Genomic DNA, 17,113 nt, shown 5'->3' with positions numbered 1-17,113 from the left:
TTCCGCCTTCGAACGAGGGTTGGACTGCCGTCTCCACCCTGCGCCCGGGACACACTGTTCGCAATCCGTGAGGGTCTGTGACTCTTAGTGATTGCGGTCCGCGACGGCCGCGTGCCCCTTCCCCCGCCCGGAAGAATTCGACTGACGCCCAGTCAGGTGCGGCACGCGCTGCGGGAGATGCCGCGGCACACGGCCGCCCACCGACGCGAAAGGGGCGTTTCGTTCGGGCGCCGCTGGTTACTTCGGTGAATGGCAAGCCGCTGGCAAACCGCTCCCGGGAGGGTTCGGCAGTGAGCTCGCCACACAGTCGCCCGGCTCGGGAGCACCCCGCGCCGGGCGGCTGGGTCCGCCGGCTCCGGCAGTGCGCCGGCCCGGGAGCCCGTCAGCGCGCGTGATCGTGGTCGTTGCCGTGGTCGCCGTCGTGATCGTCGTCATCGTCGTCGGCGAGCGCCTCGTCGCGCACCCTGGCACAGCAGCCGCTGAGCAGCCGCGAGACGTGCATCTGCGAGATGCCGAGGTGCTCCGCGATGCGGCCCTGGGTCATCCCCCTGAAGAAGCGCAGATAGAGGATGGTCCGCTCGCGTTCGGGGAGAGCCGCGATACAGGGCTTCACGGCCTCGCGGTCGTCGACCAGATCGAACCCCGCGTCGGACGCGCCGAGGGCGTCCCCGAGCGCGTAGCCGTCGTCACTGCCGGGCAGCTCGGCGTCGAGGGACAGAGCGGTGAAGCTGTCGAGTGCCTCGAACCCGGCCCGTACGTCGTCCTCGGTCATCTGCGCCTGCGCGGCGATCTCGGCGACGGTCGGCCTGCGGCCCGGAATGGTCTGCGACAGCTCCTTCGCGGCGGCGCGGACCCGGTTGCGCAGGTCCTGGACGCGCCGCGGCACGTGCAGGACCCACATGTGGTCGCGGAAGTGACGCTTGATCTCACCGGTGATGGTCGGAATGGCGTAGCTCTCGAAGGCGTTGCCGCGCCCGGGTTCGTAGCGGTCCACGGCCTTGACGAGGCCGAGGGCCGCGACCTGGGCGAGGTCCTCGACGGACTCGCCCCTGCCCCGGTACCGCATGGCGATCCGGTTCGCCATGGGCAGCCAGTCGCGCACCAGATCGTCACGCAGGGCTTGCCGTTCGGCCCCTTCGGGCAGCGTGGCGAGCCGCTCGAAGGCCGCAGCCGTGTCGGGGGCGTCGTCGTGGGGATGCTGCTTCGTTCTGACGGTGATTGGCATACTGCGTCGCATCTCCCTCAGAGGGTGCTCACGGAACAGTCACCGTGGGAGGGCGCACAAACGGGCCCGGCCGGGACACAACCGAGGTCTGGCTCACCAGCTCCCGCGGACGTGCCTCCAGTCCGAAGCACTATGCATGAATTCCCCCGAACCAGACATCTCCAAACTATTCGTTTCATAACATGACTTTCCATGGTCGGCCCGTCATGCAGAGTGACGACCCGAGCCGCGGTAACGAACGGGGATTCGGGGAACTCAGCCTCCAGGAGGTGGAGGCCATGGTTCCGGTTCTTCTGGTCCTGCTGCTGGTCCTGATTCTCTTCGGGGCCGGATTCGCCGTGAAAGTGCTGTGGTGGATCGCGCTGATCGTGCTCGTCGTCTGGTTGCTCGGATTCCTGATGCGCGGCACCACGAGATCGGGAGGCAGGTCACGCTGGTACAGATGGTGAGGGAGAACCTCGCCGAGCCGGCTCCCGGGCGCCTACCGCCCGGGAGCCGCTCTTCGGGCCGGTCCGGGACGGTGTCTGCCCGGTCATGGGCAGGACGGTTGTTTCGGCTGGTGGGGGAGGGTACTCGGGGGAAATGGACTTCAACGCGACACCACTGGCCGCCTCCGGCGCCGCCGTGGGCGGCATCGTGCCGTTCCTGGTGGGCGTCATCATCGTCGGTGGCCTGATCGGGGCCGTGTGGTGGGGCCGTCGGCAGCGTGCCGAGCAGCCCGCGCCGCCCCGCCCCGAGGAGCAGCCCCGCCTCCCCGACTCCGGCCCCGTGGGTCCGGTGACCGAACGGCGTGAGCCGGACGAGATGCCCCAGGGCCAGGACCGCCTGAACCCGCACCAGATGGGCGGCGACTCCTCGCACCGCGCGGCGGACCAGGAGCGCCCGACCTGGAGCGACAACGACAGTGGCGGCTTCGGCAGCGGTGGCCCCGGGCGAACCTGACCCGCGTCGACCCGCACCGCCGATGCCGACCGCGCCACCCTTCCGCGTACGCGGGCACGACCGCCTGCGCCCCAGCGCGCCGGACGACGAAAAAGCACAGCCACATCCCGCGGACATCTGCTTCACTCGGCTCATGGTGAAGATCGGCTCCGTGGTGATGGGTGTGTCGGACGTCCGGCGCGCCGCCGCGTTCTGGACGCAGGCGCTCGGGTACGTACCGCGCGAGGCGGCCGAGGACGACTGGGTGGTGCTGATGCCCGCCGAGGGGACCGGCCCCCAGGTGTCCCTCGGGCTGAGCGGGACGCCGGCGCAGGAGCACCCCCGGGTCCATCTGGACCTGTACGCGGACGACGCCGCCGACCAGGCCGCCGAGGTCGAGCGGCTGGTGTCCCTCGGCGCACGGCGGGTCGACTGGGACCTGTATCCCGAGGATCCGGACTTCGTCGTGCTCGCCGATCCCGACGGCAACCGCTTCTGCGTCATCGACACCGCACGCGGATGATCCCTTGACCCGGCGGTGCCGCGAAGTGGCCGGCGCCGCGCCACGGTGAGTCCGCGCAGGTGAGGGAGTCCGCGCACGTGAGGGGCCCGCGATCACGGGTACTCGGTACGCATGGAACCTGCAGCCAAGCGCCCGGTCGCGGAACCGGAACTCCCGCCGAGCCGAGGAGAGATCTCCGCGGCCCTCATCGAGTACCTGCGCGGCACAGGACCGCTGCCCGGCGAGGCCGCTCTCGCCGGTGCCGACGCCGACCCGCTCGGCGACGATCCACAGCTCGCGCTCTACCTCTGTTACGAGCTGCACTACCGCGGTTTCGCCGGCGTCGACGGCGCCCGCGAGTGGGACCCCGAGTTGCTGCGGGTCCGCGCGGCGCTGGAGGAGCCGTTCCTTGCGGCCCTGCGCGCCGGGGCGACCCGGCACACCCACGCGGACGAGGCGCTGGACGAGCTGCTCGTGGAACCCGTCGACGGCGAGGGCGTCTCCCATTTCCTGCAGGACAAGGGCGAGTTGTGGCAACTGCGCGAGTACGCCGCCCAGCGTTCGGTCTACCACCTGAAGGAAGCCGATCCGCACGCCTGGGTCCTGCCGCGCCTGTGGGGGCGCGCCAAGGCCGGTATGGCGGCGGTGGAGTTCGACGAGTGGGGAGCGGGGCGCGCCGATCGCGTGCACGCCCGGCTGTTCGCCGACCTCATGACCGACCTGGACCTGGACCCGTCGTACGGGCGCTACCTCGACGCGAGCGGCGCCGAGGCCCTGGCCGTCGTCAATCTGATGTCGCTCTTCGGGCTGCACCGCGCGCTGCGCGGTGCGCTGGTGGGGCACTTCGCCGCGGTGGAGACCACCTCCTCCCCCGGCTCCAGGCGGCTCGCGAACGCGATGCGGCGCAACGAGGCGGGTGCGGCGGCCGAGCACTTCTACGCCGAGCACGTCGAGGCCGACGCGGTGCACGAGCAGGTCGTACGCCGTGAGGTCGTCGCCGGCCTGCTGGAGGAGGAGCCCCATCTCGACGCGGACATCGCGTTCGGCGTCGACGCGACCGGATGGGTCGAGGACCGTCTCGCGGACCGGCTGCTGGAGGCCTGGCGGTCCGGCCGCTCGTCCCTGCGCACCGCCGTATGAGCATCCCGTACGAGCGCCCCCGTATCCGCATCCCGTCGAGAGAGAGGCGGTGAACGGCCGTGCCGGACAGCCCCGCCGAACGCCCGCGTCGGATCGTCGCCCGTCGTGAGGGCCCCATGCTCGTCGAAGGACCGGTCGAGATCGTTCTGGAGGACGGTACAACCGTGTCCTCCGACCGCTTCTGCGTCGCCCTGTGCACGTGTCGGCGCAGCCGCATCTTTCCCTGGTGCGACACCAGCCACCGCCGCCACTCTCCGGCCGCGCATCCCGGTTCCGATCACTGAGGGGCCCGGAGGGGCCCGACCGGACATCGAATAGCACACACATTCGAATAAGCAGGTAGCCTGGACCCATGTCCACGCACCTTCAGGGATCACTGTTCGACCAGAGCGACACCATCCGGCTCGGTCCGCTCACCGGGCTGCGCCGGACCGTGCTCGGCGACGGGGCGTGGATCGACCTGCTGCCCGGCTGGCTCCACGGGGCGGACGCGCTCTTCACCCGGCTCGCCGACGGGGTCCCCTGGCGGGCGGAACGACGTCAGATGTACGAGCAGGTGGTGGACGTGCCGCGACTCCTGGCGTTCTACGGCGAGGACCGCGCGCTGCCGCATCCCGTCCTGGAGGAGGCGCGGGACGCCCTGTCCGGCCACTACGCGGATGAGCTGGGGGAAGCGTTCACCACGGCCGGGCTCTGCTACTACCGGGACGGCCGGGACAGCGTGGCCTGGCACGGGGACCGGACAGGCCGCGGCGCCCACCGGGACACCATGGTCGCCATCGTGTCCGTGGGAGCCCCGCGGGATCTGCTTCTGCGGCCCCGGCGCGGCGGGACCGCGGTCCGGCACCCGCTGGGGCACGGCGATCTGATCGTCATGGGCGGCTCCTGCCAGCGCACCTGGGAGCACGCGATCCCCAAGAGCGCACGGGCCGCGGGCCCCCGTGTCAGCATCCAGTTCCGGCCGCACGGCGTGCAGTGACCCGCGGGGGTGCCACGACCGTGGGGGCGCCGTCCCGACGGCGCCCCCGACGCGTCACGGACGACCCACCGACTCCACCGTCTTCGCCGATTCCGCCGGCTTCCGGTTGCGGCGGAGCCATCGACGACGGCGGCGCGGCTCCTGGTCCGGCAGCCAGCCGAAGGTGAGGCAGCTGCCGACGACACCGAGGAGGAGACCGATGAGGAATCCGCCCAGGTTCGAGGTGATCCAGGTGCCCAGGGAGATCAGGACGCCCAGGATCGAGTAGAAGAGGCGCTGGGCGGGATTGAAGAGGATCAGCAGTCCGCAGATCACCATCAGGACCGGCAGGAGATAGCCGGCCAGGCCCTGCATGCCGATGTGCATGACGACCTTCAGCGACGCCTTCTGCGTGACGAGGATCTCCGCCCCGCCCAGGGTGAGCAGCAGCCCGCCCAGGAACGGGCGGTCCGCGCGCCAGCGCCGGAAGGCGGCCATCAGCAGCCCTTGTCGCTGAAGCTCAGCTTCAGACCGGGAAGCTTGAACACCGCTGCCGTGGTGGCGTAGTTGGTCTGCCTCAGATTGCCGATGTGGACGGTGTCGGCCTGCTGGCTGAAGACGCCCTTCGGGCCCCGCGTGTGGGACTTGTCGAGCGTGCTGGCGTCGTTGCCGATCTCGATGTTGTCGAAGGACGCGTTGCCGGACAGCTCGGTGGAGTCGGTGGTGAGGTTGGTCGCGGACACCTTCTGCGACCCCTCCCCGGCTTTGATGAGCAGGTTGGTGCCGCCGAGGTCGACGCTCTGGCAGAGATTCTCCAGGGTCGCCTTCTTGATCGCGGAGACCACGACCAGGACCTGGCCTCCGGTGTCGCCCTCGTTGGGGCTGCCCTCGGCCATCTGGTCGAGGCCGCCGAACTGCGCGAAGCCCTCACCGTCGAGGTTGGTCGCGGTGACCGTGAACGGCATGCCGGAGATCGAGAACTGCACACCCAGGGCCCCCTGGGCGGTGAGGATCATGAGGCCCGCGGCGATCACGGTGGCGGGAACCGCCATCACCGCGGCACGGCGCGCACGGACCCGCCCCCGTCTCTCGGGGCTGTCGGGTGTCTCCGCCGAGGAACCGCTTTCCGGCACTTCGAAGGGCTCGGGGGTGGAACCGGCGGACGGGTTTGCGTCCGAGGACGAGGCCATTTTCTGCTCCCAGGGGCATGGTCAACGCGATGTGGCGCTTCAGGTGGCACGTTGTCCTGGCGCGGACAGCGAACGCGGCGCACGCTCCTCACACCTCCCGGTGGGCGCAAGGGCTTTCTCGTTACGCAGCAGTAGCCGCGACGGAAGTTACCCGCGGTAAGCCATGAGGGTCAAGCACCTTGTGCAAAAAGGAAGTCGAAGATGTGACGAAGCCATGGAGGGCTCTTCCGCGGCACCGGAGGGAGCTCCGCCGCGCAGCCGGGAGCCGGTGCGGCACGGATCAGCCGATCATCGGCCACATTCACTGATTCAACGTCAACTTCCTTACTGCGTCTTGACGTTGAACATCAGTCAGGTCTACAACTCTCCCTGGCTACGCACGGATCCGTGGCGTCGGATCCAGCCGGCGACGCACGTCGATTCCCGGGCTTCATCCCGTTGCACGGCCTGCGGGGCCCATCCAGGGCCGGCAGGCCGGTCACCTGGCCGGCACCACCGCGACGCGGCCGGCAGACCGTCACACGGTCGACGGACGGCCACTCGCAGACCGACCACACGTGCGATCCGCGTTCATTCCTCCACGGCACCGGCACGGCCGCTTCCCCCTCGTGGTCCGCGCCCGGCTGCCCTGACCGCCGGTCACGTGCCGGAGGCCGTCCTTCGACGCCTCCGGCCGGCCTTCCGGCAGCCGCCGTCGGCCCGTCGCGTTCGGAGAAGGCGCGACGGGCCGGCGACGGCCACCTCTCCCACCCCCACTCCCGAAAACGAGGCACCCGCATGCGCACTCGGACTTCCCTCGCCCTGGCCGCCGCCGTCACGGCCCTCGCCCTCTCGGCGGCCGGCCCGGCCTCCGCGGCCGACGGCTCGGTCCTGACCACCGGCGGCGCCGCCGGCACCGCGGTCGCCCCCGGAGACGTCCTCAGCGCCTCCCTGGCGAGCGGCACGAACGCCACGCTCTACTCCAGCGCCACCGGTACGAGCGGCATCTCCTGCTCGTCGTCCGCCTTCGTCGCCACGGTGATCGACAACCCGGCCGCGCCCGGCACGGCCACCGAGTCGGTCACCAGCCACACCTTCGACAACGCGAGTTGCACCAGCAACGTGGTCGGCGTCCTCGGTGTCACGAGCATCAAGGTCGACAACCTGCCCTACACCACGGCCGTGACCTCCGGGGGCTCCCTCACCATCACACCGGCCGCCGGATCGACCATCCAGACAACTGTCGTACTGCGTACGCTGCTCGGCAGCATCACCTGTGTCTACCGGGCGCCCATCCTGTCCGGCACATCGAGCAACGCCGACAACAGCATCGCGTTCTCGAACCAGCAGTTCACGAAGTTCTCCGGCTCGTCGCTGTGCTTCAGCAACGGCTACTTCACGGCCAAGTACGCCCCGGTCACCGACACGACGCAGGCGGGCAGCCCGGCGGTCTTCGTCAACTGACGCCGACCGGCAGCCGCCCGCACGGACGGGTGCGGGGCAGGGAGACGGATCTCCCTGCCCCGCACCCGTGCGTGAGTTACTTCAGGTCGCTCTTCTTTATGTAGCCCGAGTCGACGAGGACCTGCTCGTAGTTGGCCTTGTCGACGCTCACCGGCTCCAGCAGGTACGCGGGCACGACCTTCTTGCCGTTGTTGTACGTCCTGGTGTCGTTGAGCGCCGGCTTCTTCCCGTGGACCATGGAGTTGACCATGTACGCGGTGACCAGCGCCAGCTCACGGGTGTCCTTGTAGACGGTCTGCGACTGGTCGCCGTCCATGATGGACTTGACCGAGGGCACCTCGGCGTCCTGACCCGTGACGATGGGCAGCGGCTTGGCCGCGGTGCCGTAGCCGTGCGCCTTGAGCGCCTTGATGATGCCGAGCGACATACCGTCGTACGGGGAGAGAACCCCGTCGATGCTCTGGTCGGAGTACTCCGCGTCGAGCAGCTTGTTCATGCGCTTCTCGGCGGTGGGGCCGTCCCAGCGCAGCGTGGTGACTTCCTTCAGCTCGGTCTCCCCCGATCTGACGATCAGGTCACCGCTCTGGATGTACGGCTCCAGGACCTCCATGGCGGCCTCGAAGAAGTACTTCGTGTTGTTGTCGTCGGGGGAACCCGCGAAGAGCTCGACGGTGAACGGGCCCTTCCGGCTGCCGTTGACGAGCCCGAGCCCCTCCGTGAGGTAGTCGGCCTGCAGGGTGCCGACCTTCACGTTGTCGAAGGTCGCGTAGTAGTCGACGTTGGGGCTGCCGAGGATCAGCCGGTCGTAGGAGATCACCGGCACGTTGGCGGAGTTCGCCTTCTCCAGGACGTCGGTGAAGACCTTTCCGTCCACCGAGGCGATGACCAGGGCGTCGACGCCGCTGTCGATCATGGCCTCGACCTGGGCGACCTGGTTCTTCGGGTCGTTGTCGGCGTACTTGAGGGTGGTGGTGTAGCCGAACCCCTTGAGCTCGTCGACCATGTTCTGGCCGTCGTTGATCCACCGCTGAGACGTCTTCGTGGGCATGGCGATACCCACGGATGCGGCCTTTCCGTCGCTCCCGGTGTCGGATCCCTCACCACATGCGGTGAGAGAAATGGACAGGACCGTCGAAATGGCCGCAGCTACGGTGGTGCGGGCGCGCATGCTCATTGTTCCTCACTGGATGAAAGGCAGTCGGCGGTACTCGGCGGCCGGCTGTGCACCTGAGGGCGTCCGATCCCGGCCGGACCGGCAGGCCCTGAGGAGTCGTCCGCGGCGCACGGTTCCTGGCGGAGGCCGTGGTGCGTTCTTTTCGGTGCCGAGTTCGAGCCGAGGCTGCCCTGACGGGGGTTCGGGACGCCCTGCCCGGAGGACCGCACTGCGTGTACGGACCGGCGGCGGACGCCAAGGTTGATCGGTGCCCGGCCGCGTGAAGCCTTCCGGGATGGGCTTGTTCACCGGGTTGCGGTGAGGGGTGGAAGCGTCAGACCGGACGGTATGTCTCTCGCGTTGGGGCTCTGCTGAACCCGCACACGAGCAGGCCGGGATGACCGGCCCCCACGTGCGCGGACTCGAACGTGGGGTGCGCGGGGCAGCGTATCCCGACGTGGGGTCACTGTGGCGCTGTTTCATCACATTAGTTGCGCCGGCGCACGATCGGCTGTGTCAAGGCGAACGACGCTTGGTGTGTTTTACGGACGATCCGGTTCCAACTACCGCCCCACGGCGCCGTGTTGCTCGACCGCTCGGGCGTCACGACCGGGCGCCGCCGCCAAGTCGCACGCGAAGTCGGGGGCGCATACCCGGACCGGCTCCGGGGCGTGCATCACAACTCGTTCGAATGCCGCAGGCAACCATTCTTTCCGGAGGCGGGCAGGCGGACCGATGGCGGGCATTCACGTCACTCTTCGGACGTGAGCGACACCACGGACATGTCCGGAACCCCGGAAGATCATCGCCGCGACCGCCCCTTCGAAGCGAAATTCCGCGGGAACACCCTGACGACGCTCCCCATACAGCAAGATCACCGTTGTTCAACCTTGCACGACATGTGAGCAATTGTCCTGATCGCAGCCAACCAGGCTGTCCCGACTTCCCCGCTCCGCCAAAGGGTCGATAGGCATACGAAACACCAACTGACCCATTCCCGGGGGCATATGCGACCGCGTATGCCGCCGGACCGAGCACGAGGACGTCTCCGTATGCCGAATCCCACCCGCCGCCGCGCCCTGCGCGACGCCGCCGGACTGGCCGTCGCGGCCGGCACTCTCGCCGCCGCCACCCCCTCGCACGGCTATGCCGCGGACCGCCGGGGCGGGGAGCCCGCCGCCTTCGACGAGGTCTACAAGGGCCGCCGCATAGAGGGCCGGCCGACCGGCGGCCACCATCACCACGGCGCCGGATACACCGTGCTGGTGGACGGCGTCGAACTGCATGTGATGAACAACGCCGACGGCACCTGGATCAGCGTGGTGAGCCACTACGACCCGGTGGCGAGCCCCCGGGCGGCGGCCCGCGCCGCCGTGGAAGAACTCCGGGGCGCCCAGCTCGTCCCGTTCAACTGACCCTCCCACAAACGGAGTTCATCTAACATGACCGTACGCAGGAACCAGGCGAACCTGACCTCGGACGAGAAGCGGCGGTTCGTCGCGGCCCTCCTCGAACTCAAGCGCGCGGGCCGCTACGACACCTTCGTGACGACCCACAACGCGTTCATCCTCAGCGACACCGACAACTCCGAGCGGGTGGGCCACCGTTCGCCCTCGTTCCTTCCCTGGCACCGGAGATTCCTGCTGGAGTTCGAGCGGGCGCTGCAGGCCGTGGACGCCTCCGTGGCGCTGCCGTACTGGGACTGGAGCACCGACCGGACGACCCGTGCGGCACTGTGGGCGCCGGACTTCCTCGGCGGCACGGGTCGCGCTGTCGACGGGCGGGTGATGGAGGGTCCGTTCGCCGCCTCCACCGGCAACTGGCCCATAACCGTGCGGGTCGACGCCCGCACCTATCTGCGCCGCTCGCTCGGCGGCAACGGCCGCCCGTTGCCGACCGCCGCCGAGGTCGACTCCGTACTCGCCATGCCCGCCTATGACATGGCGCCGTGGAACAGCGCGTCCGACGGCTTCCGCAACCACCTGGAGGGGTGGCGCGGAGTCAACCTGCACAACCGCGTCCATGTGTGGGTGGGCGGTCAGATGGCCACGGGGGTCTCCCCCAACGACCCGGTGTTCTGGCTGCACCATGCCTACATCGACAAGCTGTGGGCCGAGTGGCAGCGCCGGCACCCGGGCTCCGGCTACCTTCCGGTCGCGGGCACACCGGACGTCGTCGACCGCGACGAGCCGATGAAGCCGTGGAACGACTCCACACCGGCGGATCTGCTGGACCACACGGCCCACTACACGTTCGACACGGCGCCCCGGTAGTCCGCGCCTCAGTAGCCCGCGTCGCAGCACCCCTCCCGCCGCATCAGCCGCCCCACCTCCAGCCAGTCCGCCTCGCCCGCCGCACGACGGGCGGCGGGCACGGACACGGGCTCGTACGCGGCCACCAGGTCGTCGGTCGTGAACGGGACCCCGCCCCGGAGCACGGCGACCGTACGGACGAGCGTGTCGAAATCGGTGAAGGGGTCGCCGTCCACCACGGTCAGGTCGGCGAGCATGCCCGGCCTGACCGTGCCGAGGTCGCCTTCGAGGCCGAAGAGCCGGGCGGGCAGCACGGTCACCGTGCGCAGGGCCTCGGCCGGGGACAGGCCGCCCCGGTGCAGCGCGCGCAGGCCGAGATGGAGGGAGAGGCCGACGGGGACGAGCGGCTGGTCGGTGCCGAGGGCGACGATTCCGCCCGCGGCCAGGATCCGCCGGTAGACGTCGGTCTCCGTACGCAGGGTGGCGAGTTGGGCCGGGGTCGGCGGTACGCCCGCCCCCTGCTGGACGAGGGCGCTGTCCCAGGGCGGCATCACGGCGGTGACCCGGGGATCGTCGGCGAGCCCCGGGTCCGCGCCGAGGAGCGGCGAGGAGGTGAAGGGCGTGGCGATGAGGCCGAAGTCGACGCCCCGCGCGGTGTAGATCTCCAGCAGATCCTGGTAGGCACGCCCCGTCGTGGTGGTCGCGTGCCCGAACTCGTAGCGCTGGGTGGCCTGCAGATGGGTCGTCAGGTCCTGTCCCAGTTGCACGCCGGGCGAGAGAAGATGGCTGCCCGAGCGCACACCGAGCCGCTCGTGGCCGAAGCGCGCGGCCTCCTCCATCACCCAGCTCGGCGCCCGGACATAGGTCTTGACGAAGTCCCAGTCCAGCGCGGCGCCCCGCTCCAGCGAGCGCCGCAACCCGTCCCTCGTACGGTGGGCGCGTCCCATGCTGTACGCGACCCGGGAGCCGTCGAGGAGTTCGCCGGTGGTCAGCAGCCGTGGCCCGGCGAGCTGACCGGTCGTCACTGCCTCCCGGATACGGGCCTGTTCATAGGCGAACCCGCCGAGGGACACGGCGGTGGTGATGCCGTAGGTGAGCTGGCCGACCGTCTGACGACTGCCGTAGGTGACCTGCCACGGGTGGGTGTGGGTGTCCCACAGCCCGGGGACGACGGTCCGCTCGGAGGCGTCGATCGTGGTGGCCGCCGCGCGTCGCCGGTGCGGTTCGACGGCCGTGACGCGCCCGCGGTGCACGACGATGTCCACGTCGTCCCGTACGGACTCGCCCGTGCCGTCCCAGAGCCGGCCCGCGTGCACCACGGTGTCGGCGGGTACGGGTCTGCGCTGGTCCAGAGGCACTTGGACGGTGCGGGCCTGCCCGCCGCCGACGTCGATCAGTCGCAGCCGGGTTCCGGAGAGGTACAGCAGGGTCTGCGAGTCGCCGGACCAGGAGGGGTGGTCGGCCGGTTCGGTGGTGAGGGTGCGCAGGGCGCCGCGCGGAGTCCCGTCGGGGGTGACGGGCAGCAGGCAGAGCGCGGATTCGACGATCACCGCCATCCAGCGGCCGTCGGGCGACCAGACGGGCCCCGAGTCGTACCGGTCGGCGATCGACACATGAGGTGCCACCGCGTGCAGCCGGGCCGTCCCGCTCTCGGTGTCGACGACCCGGACGAGGTTGTAGCCCTCCCGGAAGCGGAGGTTGAGGCGATTGCGGTCGCACAGCGCGAGATGACGGCCGTCGGGCGACCAGCTGGGCCGGCCGGGGAGCCCTCCCGCGCCGAGCGGGGTCGCGAGGACCCTCTCCGTGCCGCTTTCGAGGTCCCGGACGACGAGCCGGCCGGTCAGGTCCAGGCAGGCGAGCCGGGTCCCGTCGGGTGAGAGCGCGGGATGGACCCGCCCGCCGGTCGCGAGCGCGGTCTCCTCTCCGGTGGCCGGATCCCGCCGGTACACGCCGAGGAGTCCGTCGCGGTCGTCCGCGTACAGCAGCGCGCGTCCGTCACGCGACCACGAGGGCCCGAGCAGATACTCCGTGGCCGCCGCCCGGCGCAGTCGCCTCGGCGCCCTGCCTCCCGAACTGTCCGCCAGCCAAAGCGAGTTGAGGGCGGCGAAGACGATGTGCCGTCCGTCGGGCGAGAGCGCGGGCAGATGGATGCCCCGTACCGGACGGGCGCGCCCCTCCCCCAGGTCGTACTCCTTGACCTCGTAGCGCGGCCGGTCCACGGGCAGCACGCCCTCGAAGGGGATCGTGTGCGCCTGCGCGGGCTTCTCCGGCCGTACGAGGGTGAAGTCGCCGTCCACGGTGAGCAGGAGCTCGCCCGCCGGTGTCCAGCGCGGCGGTACCGGCGCGATGTCCCCGGCGACGGCGACGGGTGCGCCGTCGACGACGAGTGTGCAGGAGCCGTTCGGTGCCGCGGTGGTCCGCAGATACGCCAGGCGGCGGCCGTCCGGCGCGAGGGCGGGAGTCATGACCTGGGCGGTCGTGGGGTCGGTGTGTTCCACGACGACCGGGCCGGTGCCCGAGGCGGGGACGGCGGCGACGGTCCGGGCGTCGAGTCCGACCCCGTTCGCGGTGCTGACACCCTTCGCGCGGACGAACAGGATCCGCTTCCCGTCCGGCGACCAGGTGGGGTCGAAGTCCTCCCAGGCCCCGTCCTGCAGCGGACCCGTCTGGCCGGTCAGACCGGTCACCCGGCGGATGTCGCCGGTGCGCAGGTCCAGCACGTGGACGCGGTACGGGCTGCCCGCCACCGGGTCGCCGCCGCGCTCGGAGGCGAAGGCGATGCGGGTGCCGTCGGGCGACCAGGCCGGGCCGCGGTCGTCGAAGGGCCCGTCGGTGCGCCTGCGTACGTCGGATCCGTCGGGCCGCATGGTCCAGATGTGGAAGCCGCCGCCCCGGTAGGCGCAGAAGGCGATGAGGTCGCCGTCGGGCGCGTACACGGGGCGGTTCGGTTCGAGGCCCGCCGCGGTGAGGGGGACGGCCCTGCCACCGGTGCGCGGGAGCGACCACAGCACGTTCTGGATCTCGGCGATCAGCCGGTCCCCGCCGGGTGCGAGGGTCGCCGAGCCGTTGGTGGCCGCGGTGAAGGACAGGGAGAGCCCGGTACGCGGCTGCGCGGCGGCGGGTGCGAGGCCGATGGCGGTGACGGCACCGGCGGCACCCGCGGCCGCGAGAAGCCTGCGTCGGGAGAGGGAGAGGGCGGCGTCGCCCCGGTCTCGGTCCATGACTCAGCACGCTCGCGCATCTCCCGGCCCAGGGGCAACACCGCCATTCCCGCCAAACTGGCACGCTGTTGACGAGACGTCAGCACCGTTGTCGACGGGGTGTCAGTTCTTCGTGCCGTGCAGGGTGCGTGCCACCTTCGGGCCGAGCCATCGCTTGAGCCTGCGCAGGGATTCGAGCCGCCCGGCCGCCCGGTCGATCCGGTAGTAGAGCTGCGGCGGCACGTACGGCAGCAGCGGCGAGTGGCGCTGCCCGAGAAGCGCGAACATCTGTGCCGGAGGCAGGGTGATGTAGCGCGGCAGGTTCTCGTACCACTGGGCGCTGTGGCGGGCCGCGCTCTGCACGGACAGCAGCTCGGCCTTGCGCACCTTCTCGTACGCGGCGAGGGCCGGGGCGAGTTCGGCCTGCCCGGAACCGGTACGGGTGCGCAGCGCGTCGGCCAGGGCGATGGCGTCCTCCAGGGCGAGGGTGGTGCCCGCGCCGATGGAGTAGTGGGTGGTGTGGGCGGCGTCGCCGAGCAGGACGACGTTCCCGTGGGACCAGGTGCGGTTGGTGAGGGTGCGGAAGTTCAGCCACTGCGCGCTGCCGCCCGCGGTCGCCCGTCCGATGAGGCGGTGGCCGTCCAGCAGCTTGACGAAGAGTTCTTCGAGGAGGGCGAGGCCCGCCTCCTCGTCGGCCCGGTCGAGGCCGAGGCCCGTCCAGGTCTCCGGCGAGCACTCGACGACGCAGGTGCTCCGGTCGTCGCCGAAGCCGTAGGCGTAGCACCAGATCCACCCGTGCGGTGTCTCCACGAAGGCGAAGGTGAACGCCTCGAAGACCTTCGTGGTGCCCAGCCAGATGTATCTGTTGCGGCCGAGATCGACCTCGGTGCCGAAGTGGGCGGCGTGGCGGTCGCGCACCCCGCTGCGGACGCCGTCGCAGGCGACGACCAGGTCGGCGTCGGGCAGGGCGGCCCCGTCGGCGATCTCGTCCTCGAACTCGACGCGTACGCCGAGGGACCGGGCCCGCTCGGCGAGGATGTCCAGCAGCCGGCCGCGTCCGATACCGGAGCCCTCGTCACCGTGGTGCGTGGTCGTCCGGTCGCCGACGTGCGCGACCCCCTCGCTCCAGCGGACCGAGCTCTCCTTCACGGCACGCGCCGACTCGGGGTCCCCCGCCTCCAGTTTGCCGAGCAGGCTCCCCCAGTACGTCACCCCCCATCCGTAGGTCGAACCGGCCGGGTTCCGCTCATGGACGGTGATCTCGTGGCCCGGATCCTGACGCTTCATCAGGATCGAGAAGTACAGACCGGCGGGCCCACCGCCGACGCAGGCGATCTTCACGCGCACATCCCACAATCGCTCAGGTGTCACTCAAAGTGGTCGGTCAAAAGCACAGAGTAGGTGCGCGGCCAGGGGCCTTCCGACGCACCGCGCCGCGTGTCGGGACGGCCCGGCTGTGATGACGGGGCGAACCTGGGCATCCGGACAGCAGCACCGGACGCGTCAGGGAAGGACTCATGGACACCGACATGTGGATTCTGGTTCTCGTCGCCGCGGCCGTACTGGCCGCGGCGCTCGCGGGGGCGATCGTCCTCACCGTCCGCCTGGTCCGCACCCGGCGGAACCTGCGCCGCGCCGGGCTGCCGACCGGGCCCCGCTGGGTCTTCTGGGGAGCGATCGCCTATGTCGTGCTACCGGCCGATCTGATGCCCGACCCGGCCTACTTCGACGACATCGCCGTACTGCTGCTGGCGCTGAGGTCGATGCGCGCTTCGTCCGACCCGCTGCGCCGGAACACCCGCGAGTCTGCTTGGCTGGCCTCGTCAGACAAGGACCTCTAGGGCCGGGACGATCATGCAGGCAGACATCCGTCAAGTCGCCGACGGTATCCATCTCGTACACGGCAGCAACACCAACTGGGTGATCCTCACCGAGGGGGACGCCGTCACCCTCGTGGACACCGGTTACCCCGGTGACCGTGAGAAGGTCCGCGCCTCCCTTGCCGCCGTGGGCAGTTCGCCCGAGGCCGTCACGGCCGTTCTCGTGACGCACGCCCACAACGACCACATCGGTTCGGCCGAGTACCTCAGCGGCACCTACGGCACGCCGGTCTACACCCATGAGGCCGAAGTCCCGCACGCGCGCCGGGACTTCCTCCACCAGGTGACCGTGGGACAGGTCCTGAAGAACGCCTGGCGGCCCGGTGTGGTGCCGTGGGCCGTGCACGCGCTGCGGTCCGGCGGCACCGCCCACGTCCCGGTCGCCGAGCCTCGGGCGTTCCCCGGCCAGGGGCCGCTCGACCTGCCCGGCCGCCCCGTTCCCGTGCACACCCCGGGGCACACGGCCGGCCACTGCGCCTTCCATCTGCCGGAGGCGGGAGTGGTGATATCCGGTGACGGGCTGGTCAGCGCCCACCCCACCTCCCGGGTGGCGGGACCGCAGCTGCTGCCCGTCATGTTCCATCACGACCTGGGCGGTGCGCTGGCCTCGCTGGACGCGTTCGAGGCGCTGGCGGGCGACGTCCTGCTGCCGGGGCACGGTCCCGTGCACCGCGGCTCCGTACGTGAGGCCGCCCAGCGGGCGCGGGAACACGCGGCCTGATCCGGGGCGATGGATCGGGGGCGACCGCCCCGGGACGACTGTCTCGGGACGACGGCTCCCGGGCCGAAGTGCCGTCCGGTTCAGCCCTGTCCGGCGAGGGGAGGGTCGTCGCCGCGTACCGTCGCGAGGTACTCGGCGATGGCGTCCCGGTTGCGGGCGAGGCAGTCGATGCGCCGGGTCATGCGGTCGAGTTCGAGTTCGAGGGTGGCCAGCATCTCCGGGGTGGGGTCGGGGAAGTGGATGGTGCTGGGCTTGTCGAGGCAGGGCAGGATCTGTTTGATGATGCGGGTCGGCAGTCCGGCGTCGAGCAGGCCCCGGATCTGCTGGACGCGGTCCACGAGGCGTTCGTCGTAGGAGCGATAACCGTTCGTGCAGCGCTCGGGGGTGATCAGGCCCTGTTCCTCGTAGTAGCGCAGCAGCCGAGGGGGCGTGCCCGTGCGCTGTGACAGCTCTCCGATCCGCATCCGGCCGACCTCGCGTTTCGCCGCTTGACCTTCACACCGATGTGAAGGTTCGAGCATACGCGGC

General features: G+C 70.5%; 19 protein-coding genes. 12 read left to right on the top strand and 7 right to left on the bottom strand.

The features are described from left to right. Positions 1-382 precede the first annotated feature (382 nt). A complete protein-coding gene (locus tag OHS59_RS40945) occupies positions 383-1,225 on the bottom strand; it encodes a SigB/SigF/SigG family RNA polymerase sigma factor (protein ID WP_328498397.1) in 843 nt (280 codons plus the stop codon). A 278-nt stretch (positions 1,226-1,503) separates the two neighbouring features. Here OHS59_RS40945 and OHS59_RS40940 point away from each other — a divergent pair, with 278 nt between their 5' ends. From OHS59_RS40940 to OHS59_RS40915, 6 genes are all read left to right on the top strand, one after another. After that, on the top strand, positions 1,504-1,674 hold the full coding sequence (locus OHS59_RS40940) for a hydrophobic protein (RefSeq protein ID WP_328498396.1): 171 nt from the start codon (positions 1,504-1,506) through the stop codon (positions 1,672-1,674). 133 nt (positions 1,675-1,807) lie between these two features. After that, positions 1,808-2,167 (top strand): DUF6479 family protein, encoded by a 360-nt coding sequence (locus OHS59_RS40935; RefSeq protein ID WP_328498395.1) that lies wholly within the window; start codon positions 1,808-1,810, stop codon positions 2,165-2,167. A gap of 133 nt (positions 2,168-2,300) precedes the next feature. Further along, the gene (locus tag OHS59_RS40930; RefSeq protein ID WP_328498394.1) at positions 2,301-2,669 is read left to right on the top strand and encodes a VOC family protein; all 369 of its coding nucleotides are present in this window, start codon (positions 2,301-2,303) and stop codon (positions 2,667-2,669) included. 111 nt (positions 2,670-2,780) lie between these two features. Further along, positions 2,781-3,788: an iron-containing redox enzyme family protein gene (locus tag OHS59_RS40925; protein ID WP_328498393.1), complete on the top strand. Its 1,008-nt coding sequence runs from the start codon at positions 2,781-2,783 to the stop codon at positions 3,786-3,788. A gap of 59 nt (positions 3,789-3,847) precedes the next feature. Continuing rightward, complete coding sequence (locus OHS59_RS40920; RefSeq protein WP_328498392.1) at positions 3,848-4,072, top strand: CDGSH iron-sulfur domain-containing protein; 225 nt, start codon at positions 3,848-3,850, stop codon at positions 4,070-4,072. Between the two features lie 68 nt (positions 4,073-4,140). Then, positions 4,141-4,767 (top strand): alpha-ketoglutarate-dependent dioxygenase AlkB, encoded by a 627-nt coding sequence (locus tag OHS59_RS40915; protein ID WP_328498391.1) that lies wholly within the window; start codon positions 4,141-4,143, stop codon positions 4,765-4,767. A 54-nt stretch (positions 4,768-4,821) separates the two neighbouring features. Here OHS59_RS40915 and OHS59_RS40910 read toward each other — a convergent pair whose 3' ends face one another. Together OHS59_RS40910 and OHS59_RS40905 are read right to left on the bottom strand one after the other, a co-directional pair. Beyond that, positions 4,822-5,244 carry a DUF6114 domain-containing protein gene (locus OHS59_RS40910; protein WP_328498390.1) on the bottom strand — a complete coding sequence of 141 codons (423 nt, stop codon included), beginning with the start codon at positions 5,242-5,244 and terminating at the stop codon, positions 4,822-4,824. Beyond that, complete coding sequence (locus OHS59_RS40905; RefSeq protein WP_328498389.1) at positions 5,244-5,936, bottom strand: DUF6230 family protein; 693 nt, start codon at positions 5,934-5,936, stop codon at positions 5,244-5,246. Before OHS59_RS40905 ends, OHS59_RS40910 begins: the two co-directional genes overlap by 1 nt. A 777-nt stretch (positions 5,937-6,713) precedes the next feature. Here OHS59_RS40905 and OHS59_RS40900 point away from each other — a divergent pair. Next, a complete protein-coding gene (locus tag OHS59_RS40900) occupies positions 6,714-7,379 on the top strand; it encodes a Tat pathway signal sequence domain protein (RefSeq protein ID WP_328498388.1) in 666 nt (221 codons plus the stop codon). 76 nt (positions 7,380-7,455) lie between these two features. Here the strand turns inward: OHS59_RS40900 and chvE are convergent, their stop codons facing one another. Further along, positions 7,456-8,553, bottom strand: a complete 1,098-nt coding sequence (gene chvE / locus OHS59_RS40895; RefSeq protein WP_328498387.1) for a multiple monosaccharide ABC transporter substrate-binding protein — start codon at positions 8,551-8,553, stop codon at positions 7,456-7,458. Between the two features lie 743 nt (positions 8,554-9,296). On the opposite strand from chvE, the gene OHS59_RS40890 reads away from it, so the two are divergent. From OHS59_RS40890 to melC2, 3 genes are all read left to right on the top strand, one after another. Further along, positions 9,297-9,437: a hypothetical protein gene (locus OHS59_RS40890; RefSeq protein ID WP_328498386.1), complete on the top strand. Its 141-nt coding sequence runs from the start codon at positions 9,297-9,299 to the stop codon at positions 9,435-9,437. Positions 9,438-9,584: 147 nt separating this feature from the next. After that, complete coding sequence (melC1, locus tag OHS59_RS40885) at positions 9,585-9,947, top strand: apotyrosinase chaperone MelC1 (protein WP_328498385.1); 363 nt, start codon at positions 9,585-9,587, stop codon at positions 9,945-9,947. A gap of 27 nt (positions 9,948-9,974) precedes the next feature. Continuing rightward, positions 9,975-10,805: a tyrosinase MelC2 gene (gene melC2, locus OHS59_RS40880; protein WP_328498384.1), complete on the top strand. Its 831-nt coding sequence runs from the start codon at positions 9,975-9,977 to the stop codon at positions 10,803-10,805. 8 nt (positions 10,806-10,813) lie between these two features. Here the strand turns inward: melC2 and OHS59_RS40875 are convergent, their stop codons facing one another. Continuing rightward, positions 10,814-14,005 carry an amidohydrolase family protein gene (locus tag OHS59_RS40875; protein WP_328498383.1) on the bottom strand — a complete coding sequence of 1,064 codons (3,192 nt, stop codon included), beginning with the start codon at positions 14,003-14,005 and terminating at the stop codon, positions 10,814-10,816. Positions 14,006-14,107: 102 nt separating this feature from the next. Then, a complete protein-coding gene (locus OHS59_RS40870; RefSeq protein ID WP_328498382.1) occupies positions 14,108-15,325 on the bottom strand; it encodes an FAD-dependent monooxygenase in 1,218 nt (405 codons plus the stop codon). A gap of 176 nt (positions 15,326-15,501) precedes the next feature. Between OHS59_RS40870 and OHS59_RS40865 the strand changes: the two genes are divergently transcribed. After that, positions 15,502-15,825 carry a hypothetical protein gene (locus tag OHS59_RS40865; RefSeq protein WP_328498381.1) on the top strand — a complete coding sequence of 108 codons (324 nt, stop codon included), beginning with the start codon at positions 15,502-15,504 and terminating at the stop codon, positions 15,823-15,825. A 13-nt stretch (positions 15,826-15,838) separates the two neighbouring features. Further along, positions 15,839-16,585, top strand: coding sequence for an MBL fold metallo-hydrolase (locus tag OHS59_RS40860; RefSeq protein WP_328498380.1), 747 nt, complete (start codon positions 15,839-15,841; stop codon positions 16,583-16,585). Positions 16,586-16,665: 80 nt separating this feature from the next. Here the strand turns inward: OHS59_RS40860 and OHS59_RS40855 are convergent, their stop codons facing one another. Beyond that, complete coding sequence (locus tag OHS59_RS40855) at positions 16,666-17,049, bottom strand: MerR family transcriptional regulator (protein WP_328498379.1); 384 nt, start codon at positions 17,047-17,049, stop codon at positions 16,666-16,668. Positions 17,050-17,113 lie beyond the last annotated feature (64 nt).

Origin of the sequence: Streptomyces sp. NBC_00414 (assembly GCF_036038375.1) — a bacterium.
GTDB lineage: Bacteria > Actinomycetota > Actinomycetes > Streptomycetales > Streptomycetaceae > Streptomyces.
This window is presented reverse-complemented; position numbering and strand designations above follow the sequence as displayed.